20 protein-coding genes are annotated in these 23,195 nt (G+C 71.8%); 15 read left to right on the top strand and 5 right to left on the bottom strand.

Features of this window, described 5'->3' with window-relative positions; genetic code table 11:
* Window positions 1-10: 10 nt before the first annotated feature.
* On the bottom strand, window positions 11-1,636 hold the full coding sequence (locus tag ACFVTC_RS12065; RefSeq protein ID WP_390126465.1) for an ABC-F family ATP-binding cassette domain-containing protein: 1,626 nt from the start codon (window positions 1,634-1,636) through the stop codon (window positions 11-13).
* Window positions 1,637-1,941: 305 nt separating this feature from the next.
* Here ACFVTC_RS12065 and ACFVTC_RS12060 point away from each other — a divergent pair, with 305 nt between their 5' ends.
* On the top strand, window positions 1,942-2,622 hold the full coding sequence (locus tag ACFVTC_RS12060; protein ID WP_390126464.1) for a GPP34 family phosphoprotein: 681 nt from the start codon (window positions 1,942-1,944) through the stop codon (window positions 2,620-2,622).
* A 63-nt stretch (window positions 2,623-2,685) separates the two neighbouring features.
* Here the strand turns inward: ACFVTC_RS12060 and ACFVTC_RS12055 are convergent, their stop codons facing one another.
* On the bottom strand, window positions 2,686-3,102 hold the full coding sequence (locus ACFVTC_RS12055) for an SsgA family sporulation/cell division regulator (protein ID WP_390126516.1): 417 nt from the start codon (window positions 3,100-3,102) through the stop codon (window positions 2,686-2,688).
* 267 nt (window positions 3,103-3,369) lie between these two features.
* Between ACFVTC_RS12055 and ACFVTC_RS12050 the strand changes: the two genes are divergently transcribed.
* The 3 genes from ACFVTC_RS12050 (at window position 3,370) to mmpA (ending at window position 5,525) form a co-directional block, all read left to right on the top strand.
* Window positions 3,370-4,461: a WD40/YVTN/BNR-like repeat-containing protein gene (locus tag ACFVTC_RS12050; protein WP_390126463.1), complete on the top strand. Its 1,092-nt coding sequence runs from the start codon at window positions 3,370-3,372 to the stop codon at window positions 4,459-4,461.
* Between the two features lie 129 nt (window positions 4,462-4,590).
* Window positions 4,591-5,280, top strand: coding sequence for an endonuclease V (locus tag ACFVTC_RS12045; protein ID WP_390126462.1), 690 nt, complete (start codon window positions 4,591-4,593; stop codon window positions 5,278-5,280).
* A gap of 83 nt (window positions 5,281-5,363) precedes the next feature.
* Complete coding sequence (gene mmpA / locus ACFVTC_RS12040) at window positions 5,364-5,525, top strand: morphogenic membrane protein MmpA (RefSeq protein WP_390126461.1); 162 nt, start codon at window positions 5,364-5,366, stop codon at window positions 5,523-5,525.
* On the opposite strand, the gene ACFVTC_RS12035 is transcribed toward mmpA, so the two are convergent.
* Window positions 5,498-6,697, bottom strand: a complete 1,200-nt coding sequence (locus ACFVTC_RS12035; RefSeq protein WP_390126460.1) for a saccharopine dehydrogenase family protein — start codon at window positions 6,695-6,697, stop codon at window positions 5,498-5,500. The genes mmpA and ACFVTC_RS12035 overlap by 28 nt on opposite strands.
* Window positions 6,698-6,873: 176 nt before the next feature.
* Here ACFVTC_RS12035 and ACFVTC_RS12030 point away from each other — a divergent pair, with 176 nt between their 5' ends.
* The 6 genes from ACFVTC_RS12030 to ACFVTC_RS12005 all read left to right on the top strand — a co-directional run bounded on the left by ACFVTC_RS12030 (window position 6,874) and on the right by ACFVTC_RS12005 (window position 13,290).
* Entirely contained in the window at window positions 6,874-7,068 is a 195-nt protein-coding gene (locus tag ACFVTC_RS12030) for a hypothetical protein (RefSeq protein ID WP_390126459.1), read from the top strand.
* A gap of 160 nt (window positions 7,069-7,228) precedes the next feature.
* Window positions 7,229-8,386, top strand: a complete 1,158-nt coding sequence (locus ACFVTC_RS12025; protein WP_390126458.1) for a CaiB/BaiF CoA transferase family protein — start codon at window positions 7,229-7,231, stop codon at window positions 8,384-8,386.
* Entirely contained in the window at window positions 8,386-8,655 is a 270-nt protein-coding gene (locus tag ACFVTC_RS12020) for a hypothetical protein (protein WP_390126457.1), read from the top strand. Before ACFVTC_RS12025 ends, ACFVTC_RS12020 begins: the two co-directional genes overlap by 1 nt.
* The gene (locus ACFVTC_RS12015) at window positions 8,652-9,794 is read left to right on the top strand and encodes an acyl-CoA dehydrogenase family protein (protein WP_168531145.1); all 1,143 of its coding nucleotides are present in this window, start codon (window positions 8,652-8,654) and stop codon (window positions 9,792-9,794) included. Before ACFVTC_RS12020 ends, ACFVTC_RS12015 begins: the two co-directional genes overlap by 4 nt.
* A 29-nt stretch (window positions 9,795-9,823) precedes the next feature.
* Window positions 9,824-11,038, top strand: a complete 1,215-nt coding sequence (locus ACFVTC_RS12010; RefSeq protein WP_390126456.1) for an acetyl-CoA C-acetyltransferase — start codon at window positions 9,824-9,826, stop codon at window positions 11,036-11,038.
* Window positions 11,039-11,085: 47 nt separating this feature from the next.
* Complete coding sequence (locus ACFVTC_RS12005) at window positions 11,086-13,290, top strand: 3-hydroxyacyl-CoA dehydrogenase NAD-binding domain-containing protein (RefSeq protein ID WP_390126455.1); 2,205 nt, start codon at window positions 11,086-11,088, stop codon at window positions 13,288-13,290.
* A gap of 217 nt (window positions 13,291-13,507) precedes the next feature.
* Here the strand turns inward: ACFVTC_RS12005 and ACFVTC_RS12000 are convergent, their stop codons facing one another.
* Window positions 13,508-14,209 (bottom strand): MerR family transcriptional regulator, encoded by a 702-nt coding sequence (locus ACFVTC_RS12000; RefSeq protein ID WP_390126454.1) that lies wholly within the window; start codon window positions 14,207-14,209, stop codon window positions 13,508-13,510.
* Between the two features lie 197 nt (window positions 14,210-14,406).
* Here ACFVTC_RS12000 and ACFVTC_RS11995 point away from each other — a divergent pair, with 197 nt between their 5' ends.
* The 4 genes from ACFVTC_RS11995 (at window position 14,407) to ACFVTC_RS11980 (ending at window position 19,110) form a co-directional block, all read left to right on the top strand.
* Window positions 14,407-16,257 (top strand): AMP-dependent synthetase/ligase, encoded by a 1,851-nt coding sequence (locus tag ACFVTC_RS11995; RefSeq protein ID WP_390126453.1) that lies wholly within the window; start codon window positions 14,407-14,409, stop codon window positions 16,255-16,257.
* 185 nt (window positions 16,258-16,442) lie between these two features.
* On the top strand, window positions 16,443-17,909 hold the full coding sequence (locus tag ACFVTC_RS11990) for an amino acid permease (RefSeq protein WP_390126452.1): 1,467 nt from the start codon (window positions 16,443-16,445) through the stop codon (window positions 17,907-17,909).
* Between the two features lie 63 nt (window positions 17,910-17,972).
* The gene (locus ACFVTC_RS11985; protein WP_390126451.1) at window positions 17,973-18,452 is read left to right on the top strand and encodes a macro domain-containing protein; all 480 of its coding nucleotides are present in this window, start codon (window positions 17,973-17,975) and stop codon (window positions 18,450-18,452) included.
* Between the two features lie 160 nt (window positions 18,453-18,612).
* Window positions 18,613-19,110: a hypothetical protein gene (locus tag ACFVTC_RS11980; RefSeq protein ID WP_390126450.1), complete on the top strand. Its 498-nt coding sequence runs from the start codon at window positions 18,613-18,615 to the stop codon at window positions 19,108-19,110.
* A gap of 79 nt (window positions 19,111-19,189) precedes the next feature.
* On the opposite strand, the gene ACFVTC_RS11975 is transcribed toward ACFVTC_RS11980, so the two are convergent.
* The gene (locus ACFVTC_RS11975) at window positions 19,190-20,689 is read right to left on the bottom strand and encodes a M1 family metallopeptidase (protein WP_390126449.1); all 1,500 of its coding nucleotides are present in this window, start codon (window positions 20,687-20,689) and stop codon (window positions 19,190-19,192) included.
* A 215-nt stretch (window positions 20,690-20,904) separates the two neighbouring features.
* Here ACFVTC_RS11975 and ACFVTC_RS11970 point away from each other — a divergent pair, with 215 nt between their 5' ends.
* Complete coding sequence (locus ACFVTC_RS11970) at window positions 20,905-22,866, top strand: Xaa-Pro dipeptidyl-peptidase (RefSeq protein ID WP_390126448.1); 1,962 nt, start codon at window positions 20,905-20,907, stop codon at window positions 22,864-22,866.
* Window positions 22,867-23,195 lie beyond the last annotated feature (329 nt).

Below are 23,195 nucleotides of genomic sequence, written 5' to 3'. Positions count from 1 at the left end.
GGGGTCCCCGCTATGCGGGATACCCGACAGCTTCCGGAGTGGTTTCTTTCAGTTCTCCTCCTTCCAGCACCAGCCAGCGTGTGATTCCGATCGACTCCAGGAACGGCACGTCGTGGCCGGCGACGATCAGCGCGCCCTCGTACGAGTCCAGGGCCGTGATGAGCTGCCGGACGCTCGCCATGTCGAGGTTGTTCGTCGGCTCGTCGAGCATCAGGAGCTGCGGCGCGGGATCGGCCAGCATCAGCGCCGCCAGCGCCGCCCGGAAGCGCTCGCCGCCGGAGAGGGTCGCCGCCCGCTGATCGGCCCGCGCCCCCTTGAAGAGGAAGCGGGCGAGCCGCGCCCGGATCCGGTTGTTGGTGGCGTCCGGCGCGAAACGGGCCACGTTCTCGACGACCGTCAGCTCGTCGTCGAGGACATCGAGCCGCTGGGGCAGGAAACGTGTCGGCACGTGGGTCCGGGCCTCGCCGGACACCGGGGCCAGTTGCCCGGCGATCGTCCGCAGCAGTGTGGTCTTGCCCGCGCCGTTGCGCCCGATCAGCGCGATCCGCTCGGGTCCGCGCAGATCGAACAGGCCCTTCACCCGCGCGCCGTACCTCAGCTCCAGCTTCTCCAGCGTGAGGACGGCACGGCCGGGCGGCACGGCCGTGTACGGCAGGTCGACGCGGATCTCGTCGTCGTCCCTGACCGCCTCCACCGCGCCGCCGAGCCGTTCCTTCGCCTCGGCGAGCCGCTCCTCGTGCATGATGCGGTGCTTGCCCGCGGATTCCTGGGCGGCGCGTTTGCGCGCCCCCATGACGATCTTCGGCTCGCGCTTCTGGTCGTTCATCCTCTGGCCGTAGCGCTTGCGGCGGGCCAGCTTGACCTGCGCGTCGACCAGCTCGCGCTTCTGCTTGCGCAGATCGGCCTCGGCGACGCGCACCATGCGCTCCGCGGCCTCCTGCTCGTCGGCGAGCGCCTCCTCGTACGCGGAGAAGTTGCCACCGAACCAGGTGACCTCGCCGGAGCGCAGATCGGCGATCTGGTCGACCAGGTCCAGCAGCTCACGGTCGTGGCTGACCACGACCATGACCCCGGACCACGCCTCGACGGCCGCGTACAGCCGCCGTCGCGCGTACAGGTCGAGGTTGTTGGTGGGTTCGTCCAGCAGCAGTACGTCGGGCCGGCGCAGCAGGAGCGCGGCCAGCCGGAGCAGCACCGACTCGCCGCCGGACACCTCGCCGATGGTGCGGTCCAGCCCGACGCGGCCGAGACCGAGCTCGCCGAGCGTCGCGAGCGCGCGCTCCTCGACGTCCCAGTCGTCGCCGACGGTCTCGAAGTGTTCCGCGGCCGCGTCGCCCGCCTCGATGGCGTGCAGCGCGGCGCGGGTGGCGGCGATACCGAGCACCTCGTCGACCCTGAGGCCGGTGTCGAGCGTGACGTTCTGCGGGAGGTACCCGACCTCGCCCGCGACACGCACCGTGCCGTCGGCCGGGGTGAGTTCTCCCGCGATCAGCTTCAACAGGGTCGTCTTTCCCGATCCGTTGACGCCGACGAGCCCGGTCCTGCCGGGACCGAAGGCGATCCGCAGGTCGTCGAAGACGGTGGAGCCGTCCGGCCAGGAGAAGGAGAGTGAGGTACAGGTGATGGATACGGACATGGGGCCTCGCGGTCGCTTGAGGGGGTCAAGGGCAACGCGTGTGAGACACCGCGGGGCGGCGGACCGCAGAGAGAGGTGAGAGTCCCGTGACAGAAGGGCGGCTCATGCACCGAGGTCGCACGCCACGCACGGACCGGCCGGAAACGGCGGGTCGTGGGGAGCGGTGTCTTCCGACCTCAGTAGAGCAACGTCCTTCTCCGTTCGACGGCAACAGAACCGCTGTACACCGTAGGAACGGGTACTAGGGCTGTCAACGCATTAACGTGGCCGACCCCGTCCACGGCCCGTCCCCCGAAGGAGCCCCCGTGCCCAACGGCCCGCTGTCGCTGCCCGCCCGGCTCTACCTGCTGTCCTGGGACACCACGCGGCTCAAGGTCACCGGCGAGACCCACCTCCGCCATCTGGTCCGGGCCGGCGCGCTCACGGAGCTGGCCCAGCGCGGACTGCTCGCCGACGTGGACGGCATCGCCACGCCGGTGGACGTAGACGTCCGCACGGGTGACCTCGCGCTCGACGGACTGCTGGAACTCGTGGAGGAGTCCCGGCCGCGGAAGTGGAAGACCTGGGTGACCCTCCGGGCGCGCGTCACGCTCGACGCGGTCCGCGCGCAGCTCACCGCCGAGGGATACCTGCGCGCGGGAAAGAAACGGATGCTGGGGCTCTTCCCCTCCGTCGACTACCGGCTGGAGCGGGTGGCGGCGGTGGACGCGCTGCGGGAGGAGGCGCGGGCGGTCCTGCGGGGGCCGCTGCCCGTCACGGAGGTCTCCGACCGCGACGCGGCCCTCGTCGCCCTCGCCGCCGCGGCCGAACTGCGCACCTTGGCACCGGGCAAGGACCGCAAGCTGTACAAGGAGCGCATCGAGGAGCTCACCGAGCGCAGCGGAGCGGCGGCCCCGGCGCTGAAGAAGGTCATCCAGGAAGTGCGTACGGCGATGATCGTGGCGGCCACCGCGGCCTCGACGGCGGGAGCGGCGTCGGGCGGCTGACCGGGGTGGTGGTGCGGGGCGCGGCCCGGCTCCGGACACGCGCGCGCGTGGCGGCGCACCGGCTCAGCAGGTACCCCGCATGAGTTCCGCCAGGTCGTGGTCCAGGTCGACCTGGAGGTGTTCGTTCCCGACGGGCACCAGCTCGGTCGTGCGCCGCAGGAAGTGCCGCATCTCGCCCGAGCGCACATGCACCACGGCGGTGCCCTCGGGGGCGTGGAACTCCAGGACGGTGCGGTCGTAGCCGTACGGCCGCACCCGGACGTCGCCGTACCCCACGGCGTCCTCCATGCCGGAGGCGAGCAGTTCGCGCGCGAACGTCCAGCACACCTCGACGCCCTCCAGCGTGGCCGGCGCCGGGAAGGTCATACGGACGGCGAAGGGGTCGCTCCGGTCGTAGTGAAGGGTTGCGGGAATGCTCGGCATCCGCGGCGCGGCGGCGACGAGACGGGCCTCTACGGGCTGCTCGATGACGGTGGACAACGCCTTGCTCCCTTGTGACGGCTGGACGAACTTCGGGCGGATGAGGCCAGGCATCTGAAGAGACGAGAGAACGAGCCGTTCAGTGCACCTGGGAACCGAGTGACATCTGTCACCGAGCCCTCCCACGCGGTCGCCCGCGGCGGACGTGATGATCCATTTCCAGTCCCCCGCGTGCCCGCGATACCGGAGAGGACACCAATCGGCGCCCCAGGGTTCCCGCCGAGGACATCTGGACGGAGCCGGGCGAGTGGGCTAGCTTCGCCCGCCATGAGGGGCTTGGGGAAGACGAGACGTACGAGCCGGGCGGTCACCGTGGGACTGTGCGCGGCCGCGTGCGCCGCCGCGCTGACGGCGGCGGCACCCGCGCAGGCGCACGGAACCGGGAAGGCCGCCCACTGGGAACTCAAGGACAGCGGTACGGACGTACGGTTCCGCGGACTGTCCGCCGTCAGCCGGAACACCGCCTGGGTGGCCGGATCGAAGGGCACCGTGCTGCGCACCACGGACGGTGGCGCGAACTGGCACGACGTCTCGCCGCCCGGCGCGGCGGCACTGGAGTTCCGCGACATCGAGGCGTTCGACGCACGGCGCGCCGTGGCCCTGACCATCGGCGAGGGCGAGGCGTCCCGGGTCTTCCGCACTGACGACGGCGGCGCGACCTGGACCGAGTCCTTCCGCAACACCGATCCGAAGGCCTTCTACGACTGCCTCACCTTCTTCGACCGGCGGCACGGCCTGGCGATGAGCGACCCGGTGGACGGCAGGTTCCGCATCCTGTCCACGCACGATGGCGGGCGTTCCTGGAAGGTGCTGCCCGGTGACGGCATGCCCGCCGCGCAGGAGGGCGAGGCGGGGTTCGCGGCGAGCGGGCAGTGCCTGGTGAGCGCGGGGCCGCGAGACGTGTGGCTGGCCACCGGGGGAGGCGCGCACGCGCGCGTGCTGCACTCCGCCGACCGGGGACTGACCTGGAAGGCGGCCGACACGCCGGTCCCGGCCGGCGATCCGGCACGCGGTGTCTTCGCCCTCGCCTTCCGCGACCGCGCCCACGGCCTCGCGGTCGGCGGCGACTACCGCGCCGACCAGGCGTCCCCGCGGGCGGCGGCCGTCAGCGGCGACGGCGGCCGCACCTGGACCCCGGCCGGCCGGCCGCCGCCCGCCTACCGCTCCGGCGTCGCCTGGCTCCCGCACAGCCGTGCCTCCGCCCTCGCGGTCGGCCCGACCGGCACCGACCTCACGACCGACGGCGGGCGCACCTGGCGGACCCTGGACACCGGCTCCTACGACACCGTGGACTGCACTCCCGACCTGGGCTGCTGGGCCGCCGGTGAGAAGGGCCGGGTCGCACGTCTGGAGCACTGACCCGGACCCGGACCCGGACCCGAGGCCGAGGCCGAGGCCGGGCGAGGAGCGGCGGCACCGGGCCGGAGGGAGGCGGGCGCGGCCCGGCCGGTCGGCCCGCCGGCCGCCCCCCGTAGGCTCTTCGGCACCATGAAGACCGTACGCGTTCCCGCGGGTTGGCCCGCGACGGAGGAACAGGCCCGCGCCGCGCAGGACGAGCTGCGCGGGCGGGTGGTGCTCGACGAGCCGGGACCGCCGCCCGGCACCGGCACGGTGACGGGCGTCGACGTGGCCTACGACGACGAGCGGGACCTCGTCGTGGCCGCCGCCGTCGTGCTCGACGCGGCGTCCTTGCGGGTCGTCGCCGAGGCCACCGCCGTCGGACAGGTCTCCTTCCCGTACGTCCCCGGCCTGCTCGCCTTCCGTGAGATCCCGACGGTGCTGGCCGCGCTCGACACCCTGCCGTGCCCGCCGGGCCTCGTCGTCTGCGACGGATACGGGCTCGCCCACCCGCGCCGGTTCGGCCTCGCCAGCCACCTCGGCGTACTCACCGGGCTTCCCACGATCGGGGTCGCCAAGAACCCGTTCACCTTCGCGTACCAGGAACCCGGTGCCCCGCGCGGCAGCGCGTCCCCCCTGCTCGCCGGCGCGGACGAGGTGGGACGGGCGCTGCGCACCCGGGACGGCGTCAAACCGGTGTTCGTCTCCGTCGGCCACCGGGTGAGCCTGGACCACGCGTGCGCGCACACGCTGGCCCTCACCCCGCAGTACCGCCTCCCGGAGACCACCCGGCGGGCGGACTCCCTGTGCCGGCGGGCCCTTCAGGAGGCAACGCCTTGACCGGCTCGGCCCGTTGACCGCGTACGCAGTCTGAGTACTTGTACGGATGTGCCGGCACCCGGCTGACCGGCAGGCTGTGCCGTATGACGACGCACCGATCCCCCAAACCCCCCGCCCGCCGGGACGGACCCGGCCCCGCACAGCCCGTCGAGCGTGCCGTGACGGCCGCGCTGGTCCTCTCCGTGGTCGCCGGGGTCGGCTGGGTGGGCGGAATGATCTACACGGTGCTGGAGTGGCCGCTGTAGGCCCGGGAGTCCGCGACCCGGAAGGTGATCCCCGCCGCGCGGAGCCGTGCGATGAGCGCGTCGCCCATGGCCACCGCCGTCGTGACCTGACCGGCCGTTCGGGGCAGGTCGTCGAAGGCGAGCGACAGCGCGGACTCGGCGAACATCTTGGCGGTCTCGTCGTAGCCGGGGTCACCGCCCGCGACCTCGGTGAACACCCGTCGCCCACCGCCCTCGCCCACGAACCGCACGGAGAACCAGCTCCTGGCCCGCCGTGCGGCGCTCGGCCCCTCGCCCGGCTTGATCCGGTCGGACAGCCACCGCCGCGCGGGCGGCAGCTGGGCGGCCGCGAACACCGCGCCGACGGCGGCGACCCCGCCCACCGCGATCGGCAGCCGCTGGACGGCCGCGTAGTGGCGGTAGCGGAAGTCGGGCCCGTACCGCCGCAGCGCCCGCGCCGAACGCAGCACGATCTGCGGGTCGATGGTGGGCAGCGGGAGGGCCCAGGCGCCGACCTCCTTGGCGTACCGGGGCGCGCTCACCGGCGCGGACGCACGCCGTTCCATCAGCCGCGGTTCGTGCCGCCCGCGGTCCCGGGCCGCGGTCAGGATCTGGCGGCCGCGCGCGAACTGGGTGAGCGCGGAGGCGAACGTGCCGCCGGAGAACATCGCCTGGGTGCGCACGAACCCGTCGACCCTCAGCGGTACGCCCTCGGGCAGTTGGCGCACCGTGAAGTACGCGCCCAGGTCGTGCGGGACCGAGTCGAAGCCGCACGCGTGCACGAGCCGGGCCCCGGTCTCCCGGGCCCGCGCGTCGTGCCGGACGTACATCAGGTCCACGAACTCGGGTTCACCGGTGAGGTCCAGATAGTCGGTGCCCGCGTCGGCGCAGGCGGCGACCAGTTCCTCGCCGTGCACGATGTACGGTCCGACCGTCGTGGCCACCACGCGCGCGCCCCGGGCCAGTTCACGCAGTGACGCCGGATCGGAGACGTCCGCCCGGATGACGTCGGGGGTGCCGGCCAGCCGGTCGCGCAACCGCTCCAGCTTCTTCGGGTCGCGCCCCGCGATCGCCCAGCGCAGCCCCTCGGGCGCGTGCGCGGCGAGGTACTCCGCGGTGAGCGCCCCGACGAAGCCCGTGGCTCCGAAGAGCACGATGTCGTACGCGCGATCCGTCTCTTTCGACCTGCTCATGACACTCCCACTCTCGACCGCGCGCGAGCGGGCGGTGCCCCCGCTGCCGTGCGCGAAGCGCCGTTGTCGGTGGCTGAGGCTAGCGTGAGGTACGAACAGCCGGACGACGAGGTCGGGCGAAGAGGCCGGAGGTGATCGTGGCCGTGCCGGGGAGCGCCCTGAGACGGTGCGCAAGCGTGCGTGAGTCCGGCCGCCCGCTGCCGGGCGCCGTCCGGTCCGCCGACTCCGCCCGCGTCGTGCCGATTGCCGTCCCGGACGCCCCGGTGCCGAGCGCCCCGGACGCCCTCGTGCCCGGTGCGCTCGGCACCGGCCGGGCGCGGATATCCCTCCTGGGGCCCGACGCCGAGGCCGTGGAGTGCGGAACCCGCTGATACGCCCCGGTCCGGCGTGTTTCGTCAGGGTGTGGACGGCTTCTCCGTGATCCCCTCCCGGGGATTTAACTAAGCGCTTGCTCGCCAGGGCTTGCCCGGCGTGGAACACGTTCTTAACATCTCTGATGTCACATCAGTGGTGTCACAGTGCGGGGGCTTGATGGCAGTGGCAGGGACGACGGCGAGCGGTCCGCTGGCCGGGGTGCGCGTGGTCGAGTTGGCGGGCATCGGTCCCGGCCCGTTCGCCGCCATGCTCCTCGCCGACCTCGGCGCGGACGTCGTCCGCGTGGACCGGCCCGGCGGACCGGGCCTCGGGATCGATCCGCGGTACGACGTCACCAACCGCAACAAGCGTTCCGTCGTGATCGACCTGAAGTCCGAGGACGGCCCGACCCGCGTCCTCGACCTGGTCGAACGGGCGGACGTCCTCGTCGAGGGCTTCCGCCCCGGCGTGGCCGAGCGCCTCGGCGTGGGCCCCGGGGTCTGTCACGCGCGCAACCCCCGCCTCGTCTACGGACGCATGACCGGCTGGGGTCAGCGGGGGCCGCTCGCCCAGCGCGCCGGGCACGACATCGCGTACATCGCCCCGACCGGCGTCCTCGGCATGAGCGGCAGGCCGGACGAGCCCCCCGCGGTCCCGGCGAACCTCGTCGGGGACTACGCGGGCGGCTCGCTCTACCTCGTCGTCGGTGTCCTCGCCGCGCTCCACCACGCCCGCGCGACCGGCGCCGGACAGGTCGTGGACGCCGCGATCGTGGACGGCACCGCACACCTCTCCTCGATGATCCACGGCATGGTCGCCGCCGGCGGCTGGCAGGACCGACGCGGCGCCAACCTCCTGGACGGCGGCTGCCCGTACTACGGGACGTACGAGACGTCCGACGGGAAGTACATGGCGGTGGGCGCCCTCGAAGCGCGGTTCTACGACGAGTTCGTGCGGCTGCTCGGCATCGAGGAGCACGCGGGCGCCCGCACGGACGTGGCCCGCTGGGGCGCGCTGCGCGCGACGGCCGCCGCGCGCTTCAGGACCCGTACCAGGCAGGAGTGGACCGCTGTCTTCGACGGCTCCGACGCGTGCGTGGCCCCCGTCCTGTCGCTGGGCGAAGCCCCCGCGCACCCCCACCTCGCCGCCCGCGGCACCTTCACCGACCACGGGGGCATCACCCAGCCCGCCCCCGCGCCCCGCTTCTCCCTGACCCGCACGTCCGTCCGCTCCGGCCCCGCCCTGCCCGGCGCGGGCGCGGCCGACGTGGCCCGCGACTGGGGCGTACCCCAACTGGCCGAGGCCGAGGCCGAGCGGACGAAGGACGGCGACTGATGCGGCTCTCCTTCCCGACCGGCCACGCGCGCGAGGCCCGGCAGGCCCTCGCCGCGGCCGTCGGCCGGAAGCAGGAGGCCCAGGCCACCGTCCCGCACCCGACCCGCGAGCCGATCTCGCCGTGCGGGCCGGAAGGCCACGTACGCGAGCGTGTCGAGGCCTTCCGGGGGGCCGGGGCCGACATGCTCGACGTCATCCCGGTCGGGGTCCGGTACCGGGCCGGCCGGCCCGGACCGTCAAGAGCCGGCTCCAGGAGGGGACACGCATGAAGCGGCAGATCTTCGGTACCGAGCACGACGCGTTCCGCGCGACCGTGCGCACCTTCCTCGCCAAGGAGGTGACGCCGTACTACGACCAGTGGGAGAAGGACGGCATCGTCTCGCGCGAGGCATGGCGGGCGGCCGGGACACAGGGGCTGCTCGGACTCGCCGTACCGGAGGAGTACGGAGGCGGCGGCAACGCCGACTTCCGCTACAGCGCCGTACTCGCCGAGGAGTTCACGCACGCGGGAGCCGCCGGTCTCGCCCTCGGCCTGCACAACGACATCATCGGGCCGTACCTGACCGGACTGGGCACCGAGGAGCAGCGCCGGCGCTGGCTGCCCGGCTTCTGCGACGGCTCGCTGATCACCGCGATCGCGATGACCGAGCCCGGCGCCGGATCCGACCTCCAGGGCATCAGGACACACGCCGAGGACCGGGGCGACCACTGGCTGCTCAACGGCTCCAAGACCTTCATCTCCAACGGGATCCTGGCCGACCTCGTGATCGTCGTCGCCCGGACGACCCCCGAAGGCGGTGCCCACGGCCTGTCTCTGCTGGTGGTCGAGCGCGGCATGGAAGGCTTCGAACGTGGCCGCAACCTCGACAAGATCGGACAGAAGGCCCAGGACACGGCCGAACTGTTCTTCCACGACGTCCGCGTCCCCAAGGAGAACCTGCTCGGCGAGCTCAACGGAGCCTTCGTGCACCTCATGACGAACCTCGCCCAGGAGCGCATGGGCATCGCCGTCGCCGGGATCGCCGCCGCCGAACACCTGCTGGACATCACCACGCGCTACGTCAAGGAGCGCGAGGCCTTCGGGCGACCGCTGTCCAAGCTCCAGCACATCCGCTTCGAGATAGCCGAGATGGCGACCGAGTGCGCCGTCACCCGGACGTTCCTCGACCGCTGCATCGTCGACCACTCGAACGGGGAACTCGACGCCGTACACGCCTCGATGGCCAAGTGGTGGGCCACCGAACTGCAGAAGCGTGTCGCCGACCGCTGCCTGCAACTGCACGGCGGCTACGGCTACATGACGGAGTACCGCGTCGCGCGGGCCTTCACCGACGGCCGCATCCAGACCATCTACGGCGGGACCACCGAGATCATGAAGGAGATCATCGGACGCTCCCTGCTCGGCTGACCCTCCGCACCCTCCCCGAAAGGCTCACCGTGACCACCGAAGCGTACGTGTACGACGCGATCCGCACCCCGCGCGGCCGCGGCAAGGCGAACGGCGCCCTGCACGGCACCAAGCCCATCGACCTGGTCGTCGGGCTCATCCACGAGATCCAGCGCCGCCTCCCGGGCCTCGACCCGGCCGCGATCGACGACATCGTGCTCGGTGTCGTGGGCCCCGTCGGCGACCAGGGCTCCGACATCGCCCGTATCTCCGCCATCGCCGCCGGACTGCCCGACACGGTCGCCGGCGTCCAGGAGAACCGCTTCTGCGCCTCGGGCCTGGAAGCCGTCAACCTGGCCGCGATGAAGGTCCGCTCCGGCTGGGAGGACCTGGTGCTCGCGGGCGGCGTCGAATCGATGTCGCGGGTGCCGATGGCCTCGGACGGCGGCGCCTGGTTCGCCGACCCGATGACCAACATCGCCACCAACTTCGCGCCCCAGGGCATCGGCGCCGACCTCATCGCCACCATCGAGGGCTTCTCGCGTCGGGACGTCGACGAGTACGCGGCCCTGTCCCAGGAGCGTGCCGCCGCCGCCTGGAAGGAGGGCCGCTTCGAGAAGTCCGTCGTCCCCGTCAAGGACCGCAGCGGGCTCGTCGTCCTCGACCACGACGAGCACATGCGCCCCGGCACCACCGCCGACTCGCTGGGCAAGCTGAAGGCTTCGTTCGCGGACATCGGCGAGCTCGGCGGCTTCGACGCCGTGGCCCTGCAGAAGTACCACTGGGTCGAGCGGATCGACCACGTCCACCACGCGGGCAACTCCTCCGGCATCGTCGACGGCGCCTCCCTGGTCGCCATCGGCTCGAAGGAGGTCGGCGAGCGTCACGGCCTCACCCCGCGCGCCCGGATCGTCGCCGCGGCCGTCTCCGGCTCCGAGCCCACCATCATGCTCACCGGCCCAGCGCCCGCCACCCGCAAGGCGCTCGCCAAGGCCGGGCTGACCATCGACGACATCGACCTCGTCGAGATCAACGAGGCCTTCGCCGCGGTCGTCCTGCGCTTCGTGAAGGACATGGGCCTCTCCCTGGACAAGGTGAACGTCAACGGCGGAGCGATCGCGCTCGGCCACCCGCTCGGCGCCACCGGCGCCATGATCCTCGGCAGCCTCGTCGACGAACTGGAGCGCCAGGACAAGCGCTACGGCCTCGCCACCCTGTGCGTGGGCGGCGGCATGGGCATCGCCACCATCGTCGAGCGCGTCTGACCTTTCCCACGGATCAACGGACCCACGCATCTAACGGAGCACCCCTGATGAGCACTGAGCCCACCACCATCCGCTGGGAACAGGACGAGACCGGCGTCGTCACCCTCGTCCTCGACGACCCCAACCAGTCCGCCAACACGATGAACCAGGCATTCAAGGACTCGATCGCGGCGGTCGCCGAGCGCGCCGAGGCCGAGAAGGACTCCATCCGCGGCATCATCTACACCTCCGCCAAGAAGACCTTCTTCGCGGGCGGCGACCTCAAGGACATGATCCAGGCAGGCCCGGACAACGCCCAGCAGGTCTTCGACACCGGTACGGCCATCAAATCCTCGCTGCGCCGCATCGAGACCCTGGGCAAGCCCGTCGTCGCCGCCGTCAACGGCGCGGCCCTCGGCGGAGGTTACGAGATCGCCCTCGCCTCCCACCACCGCGTCGCCCTGGACGCCCCCGGCTCCAAGATCGGCCTGCCCGAGGTCACCCTCGGCCTGCTGCCCGCGGGTGGCGGCGTCACCCGCACCGTCCGGCTCATGGGCATCACGGACGCCCTCCTCAAGGTGCTGCTCCAGGGCACCCAGTACTCCCCGCGGCGCGCCCTGGAGAACGGGCTGGTCCACGAAGTGGCCGCCACCTCCGAGGAGATGCTCGCCAAGGCGCGTGCCTTCATCGACGCCAACCCGGAATCACAGCAGCCCTGGGACAAGCCGGGCTACAAGATCCCCGGCGGTACACCGTCGAACCCGAAGTTCGCCGCCAACCTCCCCGCGTTCCCGGCCAACCTGCGCAAGCAGCTCGGCGGCGCCCCGTACCCGGCTCCGCGCAACATCATGGCGGCCGCCGTCGAGGGCTCCCAAGTCGACTTCGAGACCGCTCTCGTCATCGAGGCGCGGTACTTCACCGAGCTGGTCACCGGACAGACCTCGAAGAACATGATCCAGGCGTTCTTCTTCGACCTCCAGGCCGTCAACTCCGGCGCCAACCGGCCCCAGGGCATCGAGCCGCGTCCGGTCCGCAGGGTCGCCGTCCTGGGCGCCGGGATGATGGGCGCGGGCATCGCCTACTCCTGCGCCCGCGCGGGCATCGACGTCGTCCTCAAGGACGTGTCCGCGGAAGCGGCGGCCAAGGGCCGTGCCTACTCCGAGAAGCTCTGCGCCAAGGCCGTGTCCCGGGGCCGTACGACACAGGAGCAGGCCGACGAGCTCCTCGCCCGCATCACCGCCACCGCCGACCCGAACGACCTGGCCGGCTGCGACGCCGTGATCGAGGCCGTCTTCGAGGACACCGCGCTCAAGCACAAGGTGTTCCAGGAGATCGAGAACATCGTCGAGCCCGACGCACTGCTCTGCTCCAACACCTCGACCCTGCCGATCACCGTGCTGGCCGAGGGCGTGGAGCGGCAGGACGACTTCATCGGGCTCCACTTCTTCTCGCCCGTCGACAAGATGCCGCTCGTCGAGATCATCAAGGGCGAGCGGACCGGCGACAAGACACTGGCGCGCGCCTTCGACCTCGTCCGCCAGATCAAGAAGACCCCGATCGTCGTCAACGACTCGCGCGGCTTCTTCACCTCCCGTGTCATCGGGCACTTCATCAACGAGGGCGTCGCGATGGTCGGCGAGGGCATCGAGCCCGCCTCCGTCGAACAGGCCGCCGCCCAGGCGGGCTACCCCGCCAAGGTCCTGTCCCTGATGGACGAGTTGACGCTCACGCTGCCGCGCAAGATCCGCAAGGAGTCGAAGCAGGCCGTCGAGGAAGCGGGCGGCACCTGGCGGACGCACCCGGCGGAGGCGGTCATCGACCGCATGGTCGACGAGTTCGGCCGCCCCGGCCGCAGCGGCGGCGCCGGCTTCTACGAGTACGGCGAGGACGGCAAGCGCGGCAGGCTCTGGCCGGGACTGCGCGAGCACTACACCAAGCCCGGGTACGAGATCCCGTTCCGGGACATGCAGGAGCGCATGCTCTTCTCCGAGGCGCTGGACACCGTGCGCCTGGTGGAGGAGGGCGTACTGACCTCCGTCGCGGACGCCAACATCGGGTCCATCTTCGGCATCGGTTTCCCGGGCTGGACGGGCGGCGTGCTGCAGTACATCAACGGCTACGAGGGAGGACTGCCCGGATTCGTGGCCCGCGCGCGGGAACTCGCCGAGCGCTACGGGGAGCGGTTCGACCCGCCCGCGCTGCTCGTCGACAAGGCGGAGAAGGGCGAGAGGTTCAGCGACAAGAAGGGCGCCGCGTCACCCGCCGGACGGTGACCCGTCGCTGAGCGGTACGCCGCTCACGCTTCCCCGGGGCGGGGACCGGACGCCGACCGGCGCACCGGCTCCCGCCCCCAGGAGCGCTCACGTGGTGGCGCGGTCCGGCGTACGCGTGAACCATGGGACCTGCCGTCCCGGCCGCCCCGTGCGTCCCGATCGGCCTGTCGTCCCGGCCGACCCGTGCGTCCCGATCGGCCCGTCGTCCCGGGCCGGCTCAGGACTCGTCCTCCAGCCACTCGCGCAACTCCCGCTTGAGGGAGCGCTGGAACGTGGTCAGCAGCGCCTGCACCACCAGCGGCTGCATGTGCGCCGACAGCGATCGCACCGCCGCAGCGGACTCGTGCGGGCCCACCGCCTCCCGCAGCAGCGTGGACAGTTCGTGCGCCACAGCACGCGAGTGCTCCAGCAGGACACCCTGCGCCGCGAGAATCGTCCCGTGCGCCAGCGGCACGTCGAGGAGCTGGACGCCGAGCCCCAGCAGTCCGGGGTCGACCCGGAAGGAGTCCCCGGCCCGCTCGACTACGTTCATCGCGACGAGCCGCTCCAGATGTTCCTCCTCCAGCGGCCGGCCCGCCCGCCGCTCCAGCTCCTCGCGCGTCACGTCCTCCGCCGCGTCCGGGGCCCAGGAGGCCACCACCGCACGGTGGAGAGCGAGATCGCGGGCGCTCAGGTCGGACGGCAGCTGCCGCAGATGACGCTCGATCGCGGCCAGGGTCATGCCCTGGCGCTGCAACTCCTCGATGAGCGCGAGCCGGGCCAGGTGCTCCTGGCTGTAGCGCCCCACCCGGCGGGGGCCGATCACGGGCGGCGGCAGCAGACCCCTGGTGCTGTAGAAGCGGACCGTCCGGACCGTGACGCCCGCGCGCGCGGCCAGCTCGTCGACCGTGAGCGCCGGCCCCTCGGTGTCCGTCGTCATGGCAGGTCCTCGCCCCTTCGGTGGTACAGCGATCAGGTGCAACAGTACTGCTGTCTCACCGGTGTTGTGAAAGCTTCCGGAGTGCTTCCCGCCCGACACGCTCCGTGGAACCATCGGCACGCTCCGTACGTTCATCCGTCAGCCCGGCAGAGCGGCCGGGACGCGCGATGCCGAGCCGATGGCGCCAGGAGGCGGTCATGACCACGATCCTGCGACTCCCCGGGGACCCAGCCGAACTCACGCTCCCCGCCCTGCTGTTGCGCAACGCCGAGGACCACGGGGATCTCCCGGCCCTGTCCTGGCGCACCGGCGCCGGCACCGGCTGGACCACGCTCACCTGGAGCGAGGTGCGCCGGGAGGCGGCCACCCTGGCCGCCGGGTACGCGGCACTGGGCGTCGAGCGCGGCGAGCACGTCCTGATGATGATGACCAACCGCCCCGAGCACTGGCTCAGCGACCTGGCCCTGACCCACCTGGGCGCCGTCCCGGTCACCGTCTACGGCACCGCGGCACCCGAACAGGTCGCGCACATCGCGCGGCACAGCCGGGCCCGTTTCGCGATCGTCGAGGGCGCTCGCGAACTCGGCTGCTGGGAACCGCTGCTGGCGGACCCCGGCACCCGACTGGAGCGCCTCGTGGTGGCCGAGGCGGCCCAGGCCGGACCGCACCGGACGTACGAGTCGCTCAAAGGGCACGAGACCCTCGGCCCGTGGGGGAATCTGGGCGTCCTGGAGAAGAACGGCGGGGTGCTGGAGCAGAGGGCCCTGCTGAAGGCGGGCGCCCAGGGGCGGACGGACCTCTTCGAGAAGGCATGGCGCGAGACCCGCGCCACGGACCCCCTGACCGTCGTCTACACCTCGGGCACCACCGGAGAGCCCAGAGGCGTGCGCGTCACCCACCGTAACGTCGCCCTGAACGCGCACGCCCTGAACCGGGTCGTCGACCTCCCCGACCACGTGGAGCACCTCTCCTACCTCCCCTTCGCGCACATAGCCGAGCGCATGCTCGGCATCTACCTGCCGGTGTTCCGCGCCTCGCACGTGTACCTGTGCCCCGACCCGGCGCAGGTCGGGGCGATCGCCCGGGAGCTGCGTCCGGCCCAGTTCTTCGGTGTCCCGCGGGTGTGGGAGAAGCTCGCCGCGGCCGTACGGACCGTGCTCGCGGGGCTCCCGGCGCGGCGCCGGGAGGACGTGGACGCGGCCATGGAGACGGCACGCGCGCGTGCGGAGTGCCGCGAACGGGGCGAGGACCCGCCCGCCGAGCTGGAGGAGGCGTACCGGGCGGCGAAGGAGCGGGTGCTCGACCCGATCCTCGCCCTCGCCGGATTCGACCGCCTGGTGTGGACGGCGAGCGCCTCGGCGCCGATGCCCCCGGACGTGGCGGACTTCTGGGCGGGCTTCGGACTGGTGATCATGGACGCCTGGGGGCTGACCGAGACCATAGGCGTCGCCACCACGAACACCTCGGCCGCCTTCCGTCGCGGCTCGGTCGGCAGACCGCTGGACGGCCTGGAACTGCGCACCGCCGAGGACGGCGAGATCCTGGTGCGCGGCGCGACCGTCTTCGACGGCTACCTGCGCGCCGACGGCACGGTGGAGGACGCCCGTGACGCGGAGGGCTGGTTCGCCACCGGAGACCTCGGGCGGATCGACGAGGACGGCTTCCTCCGCCTGACCGGCCGCAAGAAGGAGATGATCGTGACCTCGACGGGCAAGAACGTCTCGCCCGCCCACGTGGAGAACACGCTCAAGGAGCACCCCGTCGTCGACCAGGCGTACGTCCACGGCGACGGCCGCCCTTACCTGGTCGCCCTGCTCGTCCCGGACCCGGCCGCGGCGGGGGATCCGGAGGGCCTGGAGGAGGCGGTCGCGCACGCGGTGGCCCAGGCGAACACCCGCCTGAGCCGTACCGAACAGATTCGGCGCTACCGCGTGCTCGACCGGGAATGGAGCCCCGCGACGGGCGAGCTCACGCCCTCGCTGAAGCTGCGCCGCACGGCGGTACAGGAGCGCTACAAGGACGTGATCGAGCAGCTGTACACCTTCTGACCTGCGGCGGGACTGATTCGATCATCGTGTGAGATGTTCCCCGATGTGAGGTGTGCCATCGCGTACACGTGGACCCGTGGGGAAGGTGGCCCCTTGGTCCGTGCCGCGACAGGGGAGGTACGGGCCGGGACATGTCCGGACCCGCGTGCACTGTGCGTCGGGCGCACCAGAGAGTGGATCCACCCGTGAGCAAGGACGCCGTAGACACGGCCAAGGCCGCCGCCCGCACCGACGCGGCCCGTACGCCCGCGGACGCGGGCGACGCCGGATACAGCAAGGACCTCAAGCCGCGTCACGTCAACATGATCGCCATCGGCGGCGCGATCGGCACCGGACTCTTCCTCGGCGCCGGCGGACGCCTGCACACCGCGGGCCCCGCACTGGCGATCGCCTACCTCGTCTGCGGAACCTTCGCCTTCTTCGTCGTACGCGCCCTCGGTGAGCTGGTCCTCTACCGGCCCTCCTCCGGGTCCTTCGTGTCGTACGCGCGTGAGTTCCTCGGCGAGAAGGGCGCCTACGTCGCCGGGTGGATGTACTTCCTCAACTGGTCGACGACCGGCATCGCCGACATCACCGCGATCGCGCTCTACACGCACTACTGGAGCTTCTTCACGGACATCCCGCAGTGGGTGCTGGCCCTGATCGCCCTCGCGGTGGTCCTGGCGGTCAACCTGATCTCGGTGAAGATCTTCGGCGAGATGGAGTTCTGGTTCGCGATCATCAAGGTCGCCACCCTGGTCTCCTTCATGCTGGTCGGCATCTTCCTGCTGGCCACCCACCACGACGTGGACGGCCAGAAGCCCGGTCTGGGCGTCATCACGGACCACGGCGGTCTCCTGCCGCACGGCCTGATGCCGGTGGTCCTCGTGATGCAGGGCGTGATCTTCGCCTACGCGGCCCTGGAACTGGTGGGTGTCGCGGCGGGCGAGACCGCGGAGCCCGAGAAGGTCGTCCCGCGCGCGGTGAACTCGATCATGTGGCGCGTCGGCCTCTTCTACGTCGGCTCGGTCGTGCTGCTCGCGCTGCTGCTCCCCGGCTCGGTCTACTCGGCCGACGAGAGCCCCTTCGTCACGGTCCTGTCGAAGATCGGCGTCTCGGGAGCCGGTGACGTCATGAACCTGGTCGTGCTCACGGCGGCCATGTCCTCGCTGAACTCCGGCCTGTACTCCACCGGCCGCATCCTGCGCTCCATGGCGACGGCGGGCTCCGCGCCCAGATTCACCGCGCGGATGAACCGCAGCCAGGTGCCCTACGGCGGCATCCTGCTCACCTGCGCGGTGTGCGTGCTCGGTGTCGGTCTGAACTACCTCATGCCGGACCAGGCCTTCGAGATCGTCCTGAACGTCGCGTCCCTGGGCATCATCAGCACCTGGGTGATCATCATGATCTGTCACCTGGTGTTCGTCCGCCGCGCCAAGGCCGGCCTGGTCACGCGCCCGTCCTTCCGTCTCCTCGGCAGCCCCGTCACGGAGACCGTGACGATCCTCTTCCTGCTGGCCGTGCTCGCCCTGATGTGGAACGACCCCGAGGTCGGCCGCAAGACCCTGCTGCTCGTCCCGGTCATCGCGGCCCTGCTGGTCGGCGGCTGGTTCGCCGTCCGCCGCCGGGTCTCCAAGGCGGCGGACGAGGAACTGAGCGGGCTCACGAAGTAGCGCCGAACGCGGTCCGGCGGCGGCTCGAGGAGCGTTGTCGGTGCCGGCGTCTACGGTGGCGTCATGTCGGGGATCACATATGTCCGGGGTGACGCCACCGTTCCGTCGGTGAAGGGCGTCAAGCTGATCGCCCATGTCTGCAACGACATCGGGGGCTGGGGGAGGGGCTTCGTGCTCGCGCTCTCCCGCCGCTGGCCGGAGCCGGAGAAGGCCTACCGCGCCTGGCACCGCGACCGCGCGCACAACGACTTCGGGCTGGGCGCCGCCCAGTTCGTCCAGGTCGAACGGCACGTGTGGGTCGCGAACCTGATAGGCCAGCGGGGCATCCGGACGGGCAGCAAGGGGGTTCCGGTCCGTTACGAGGCGATCGACGCGGCGCTCGGACGGCTGGCGGACCAGGCCGTCGCACTCGAGGCGTCCGTCCACATGCCCCGCATCGGCTGCGGCCTGGCGGGCGGTACCTGGTCGCGTGTGGAACCCCTCGTGACCGGGCGGCTGGTGTCACGGGGTGTCGCGGTGACGGTGTACGACCACGACGGCTGAACGGCGCGCGCCGGACGGACGTGACGGACGGGACGGACGGGACGGACGGGGCGGACGGGGCGGACGGGGCGGACGGTCGTGACGGCCGACCGGACGGCAGGAGTCGGCCGAGGGGTGGCTTTCGGTCAACTCTGGCGCAGAACCTCGTTGGTTCGCACGCGTGAACGGGTACATCACGGCCATGGACCTCATCCCGTACCCGATCGGCCCACTCAACCCGAAGGTTCAGGATCTGCTCCTCGCGCTGCCGCTGTTCGCCCTCGTCTACGTGCTCATCGCCCGGATACTGCCGCGGATGAACCGGGTGCTCGCGGCACGGGACGACGCGATCAACGGCACCAGGGAACGGGCCGACGCCGTGCAGGCCCGCGCCGAGCGTGAGCGCGCCCAGACGGAGGCACTTCTGGCCGAGGCTCGTCATGACGCCGCCCGGATCCGTCAGGACGCCCACGAACGGGGCGCCATCCTGATCACCGAGGCCCGCGAGGACGGGCAGCGCGCACGCGAGTCCGTCATCGCCGAGGGCCGCGCCCGCATCGAGTCCGAGCGCGCGGCCGCCGAGGTCGAACTCCGTATATCGGTGTCCGAGCTGGCCTCCGCCCTGGCGAGCCGGATCGTGGGCGAGCGGATCGGGAGCCCCGCGCAACACCGCAACTGACACGCGCCGTCGAACGGCCGCCCGTCCCGGAAAGGACGGGCGGCCGGACGCACACCGGCCCACGGCCGGAGTGCTGCCCTCAGCCGGAGTGGACGGAGTCGGTCGCAGCGATCTTCTTCCACGACCTGGGCCGTGCGGGGACCCCCTCGGCGGCCCGGGGCGCCGACAGTGAGGCGCCCCGGGCGGCGGGCGCCGCCGGCTTCGACGGCTGGAACAGCCAGGTGTCGAAGAGCGCGGCGAGGGACTTGCCGGACACCTTCTCCGCGTACTTCCGGAAGTCCTCGACCGTGGCGTTCCCGTACGGGTGCTCCTTCGGCCATCCCTTCAGCACGGTGAAGAAGGCGTCGTCCCCGATCTCGTTGCGCAGCGCCTGGATCGCCAGCGCCCCCCGGTCGTAGACAGCGGTGTCGAACTGGTCGTCCGGACCGGGGTCACCGGGCTTCACCGTCCAGAAGGCGTCGTCCGCCGGGTGCGACGCGTACGTGTAGTCCGCGAGCTCCTGTGTCGTGCCCTCGCCCTCGTGCTCGGACCACAGCCACTGCGCGTACCGCGCGAAGCCCTCGTTGATCCAGATGTCCTTCCACCCGGCCAGCGACACGTCGTCGCCGTACCACTGGTGCGCCAGCTCGTGGACGACCACGGACGTGTTGGAGCCGCCCGCGAACTGCCGGGGGCTGTAGTACACGCGCGTCTGGGTCTCCAGCGCGTACCCGGTGGTGGTGTTCGGGACGTAACCCCCCACCGAGTTGAACGGGTACGGGCCGAAGTAGCCGGTCAGCCAGTCGACGATCTCCCCGGTCCGCTCGACGCTCGCCCGTGCGGCCCCGTCGTTGTCGCCGAGGTCCTTGCTGTACGCGTTGACGACCGGGACGCCGTCGGACGTCTTCCCGGTGGTGATGTCGAACCCGCCGATCGCGAGCGTGGTCAGATAGGTCGCCTGCGGCTTGTTCGAGCGCCAGTTGTAGCGGGTCCAGCCCAGCCGCGAACTCGTCGACTGGAGCGTGCCGTTGGAGATGGCCTGGGTGCCGTCCGGCACCGCCACCGAGACGTCGTAGGTGGCCTTGTCGCTCGGGTGGTCGTTGCTCGGGTACCACCACCAGGCGGACTCGGGCTCGTCCGCCGCGACGGCGCCGTCCGGAGTGCGGTGCCAGGTCGAGAAGCCGTACGCGCTCTTCGTTGACGGCACCCCGCTGTAGCGGACCACCACGGTGATGGGCGTGCCCTTCGGCAGCGGGGTCGCCGGGGTGATCTCCAGCTCGTGCTGGCCCGAGGTGGTGAACGACGCCTTCGCGCCGTTGACCCGCACCTCGCTCACGTCGAGCAGGAAGTCCAGGTCGAAGCGCGAGAGGTCCTGCGTGGTGGTGGCCAACAGGGTGGCCGTGCCCTCCAGTTCGTCCGTCGCGGGCTGGTAGGTGAGCCGGAGGTCGTAGTGCGAGACGTCGTACCCGCCGTTGCCGTAGGCCGGGTAGTAGGGGTCGCCGATGCCCGGCGCCCCGGGGGTGTAGTCCGCGGCCGATGCCGGGACCGCCAGCAGCAGGGAGGCGGCGAGCGCGCCCGGGGCGATGAGTCTGCGGTGCACGTCAAGCTCCAAGTCGTGGGGGCACAAGGACTGTTCGGAGCCTATTGAGTCCCTGTGACCCCGGCGGTGTCCATGGCCGCCCCTGTCACACGATCGCCATTCGGCCGACACCTTTCGCCGGAACGCCGCACCCGCCCCGTCCGCACCGGACTTTCCCCTGCGAAGCTTCCAAGTGCCCCCTTTTGCACAGGAGTTGACCGGGGTACCGTCCGCGCATGCCGATACCAGCGCGCCGCATGCGCTTCACGACCTGGAGATCGCTCGCGACGGTGGCCACGGCCGCCCTGATGGCCGCCTTCCTCACCCCGGCCGCCGCGCACGCCACCGTGCGGGAGAGCGCTCCCGTCTACTCCTACGACAACGCCGTCCGCGAATCCGTCTGGGTGGACACCGGCCTCGACGGCGACGGCGACGGAAGGAACGACCGCGTCGCCGTCGACATCGTCCGGCCCCGCGAACCCGCCCGGCAGGGCCGCAAGGTGCCCGTGATCATGGACGCCAGCCCGTACTACTCCTGCTGCGGTCGCGGCAACGAGAGCCAGCTCAAGACGTACGACGCGTACGGGAACGTCGTCCAGATGCCGCTTTTCTACGACAACTACTTCGTGCCCCGCGGCTACGCCTTCGTCGGCGTCGACCTGGCCGGAACCAATCGCTCCGACGGCTGTGTGGACGTCGGGGGCCGCTCCGACATCCAGTCCGCGAAGGCGGTCGTCGACTGGCTGAACGGCCGGGCCAGGGCCTACACCACCCGTACCGGTGCCGACCCGGCCAGAGCGACCTGGACCAACGGCCGTACCGGCATGATCGGCAAGAGCTGGGACGGCACCATCGCCAACGGGGTCGCCGCCACCGGCGTCAAGGGCCTGAAGACCATCGTGCCGATCAGCGCCATCTCCTCCTGGTACGACTACTACTTCGCCCAGGGCGCCCCGCTCTACGACTCGGGACCGGACTGGCTCTCCGACTACGTCGACAGTCCCGACGCACGGGCCAGGTGCGCCGCCGTGCAGCGGAAGATCGTCGCGGGCGCTCCGCGCACCGGTGACTGGACGCCGTTCTGGACCGAGCGCGACTACGTGAAGGACGCCGGCAAGGTCAGGGCCAGCGTCTTCCTCACGCACGGCATGCAGGACCTGAACGTGCGCACCAAGAACTTCGGCCAGTGGTGGAGCGCCCTCGCCAAGAACGGCGTCGAGCGCAAGATCTGGCTCTCCCAGACCGGTCACGTCGACCCGTTCGACTTCCGCCGCGGCGCCTGGGTGGACACCCTGCACCGCTGGTTCGACCATGAACTGCTCGGCTACGACAACGGCATCGACCGCGCGCCCATGGCCGACATCGAGCGCCATCCCGACCAGTGGGTCACCACGTCCGTCTGGCCACCCCGTTCCACCCGGACGGCGACTCTGCGGCCCGGTACCGGCGCCCAGCAGGGAGTCGGCACCCTCGGACTGCGCAAGGGCTCCGGGACGGAGACGTTCACCGACGACCCGACGCTGAGCGAGACCGATTGGGCGGCCCACGTCGACCGGCCCACCGCGGAGAAGGCCGGGTTCGTCACCGGGCCGCTGACCGAGGACCTGCGGCTGTCCGGCTCCTCCAAGGTGACGGTCACCGCCACACCGACCACCTCCAGCGCCCACCTCAGCGCGGTCCTGGTCGACCTCGGCCCCGACACCATCCGTGACTACGCGGGCGGCGGCGAGGGCATCGCCACCCTCACCGACCGGACCTGCTGGGGAGCGAGCACCGCCGGCGACAGTTCCTGCTACAAGGTCACCCAGGCCGCGACGACCGCCGTCGACGCCACCGTCCTCAGCCGGGGGTGGGCCGATCTCGGCACCTCGGTGTCACCGGGCAGGGGAGTACCGCTCACTCCCGGCAAGGCATACACGATCACGCTCGACCTGGCCGCCACCGACCACGTCGTGCCGGCGGGCCACCGGCTCGCGCTCGTCGTCGCGGGGACCGACCGGGATCTCATCGACCCGCCGTCGAGCACCCCGACCCTGACACTGGACCTCTCCCGTACGTCGGCGCGGGTCCCGGTGGTCGGAGGCGCCGAGGCCTTCGGCAGGGCGACCGCGGGGACCGGCAAGGCCGCCGCCCCGTCCGTCCACGACGGCGTCGGCCGTCACGGCACGGCCCAGCGGGTCCCGGGCGACCGCCACTGACGGCGTCCCGCCCGCACGCCGGGGCCGTGCCGGTCACCCACCGTCACGGCCCCGGCGACACCGGCATCCGCGCCCGCCGCGGACCTGCCCGCGCGCGTGCGGGCCCGACCACCCTTCGCCGCGGGTGCGTCCAGGCGGCCGGACCCGCGGTCACGGACCGTCCGTCCGCGGCCACTGGTCGGCGCGTCGCGCCGGGGTCCTCGCCCATGGCCGGGGGTCGGCGCGTCGCGGGCGGGTCCTCGCCCGCGGCGAGCGTGGCTGTTTCCCGCGCTGACCCGCGGTCATGGACCGTCCGTCCGCGGCCACTGGTCGGCGTGTCGCGCCGGGGT

The organism is Streptomyces sp. NPDC057950 (assembly GCF_042887295.1).
GTDB lineage: Bacteria > Actinomycetota > Actinomycetes > Streptomycetales > Streptomycetaceae > Streptomyces > Streptomyces kaempferi.
This window is presented reverse-complemented; position numbering and strand designations above follow the sequence as displayed.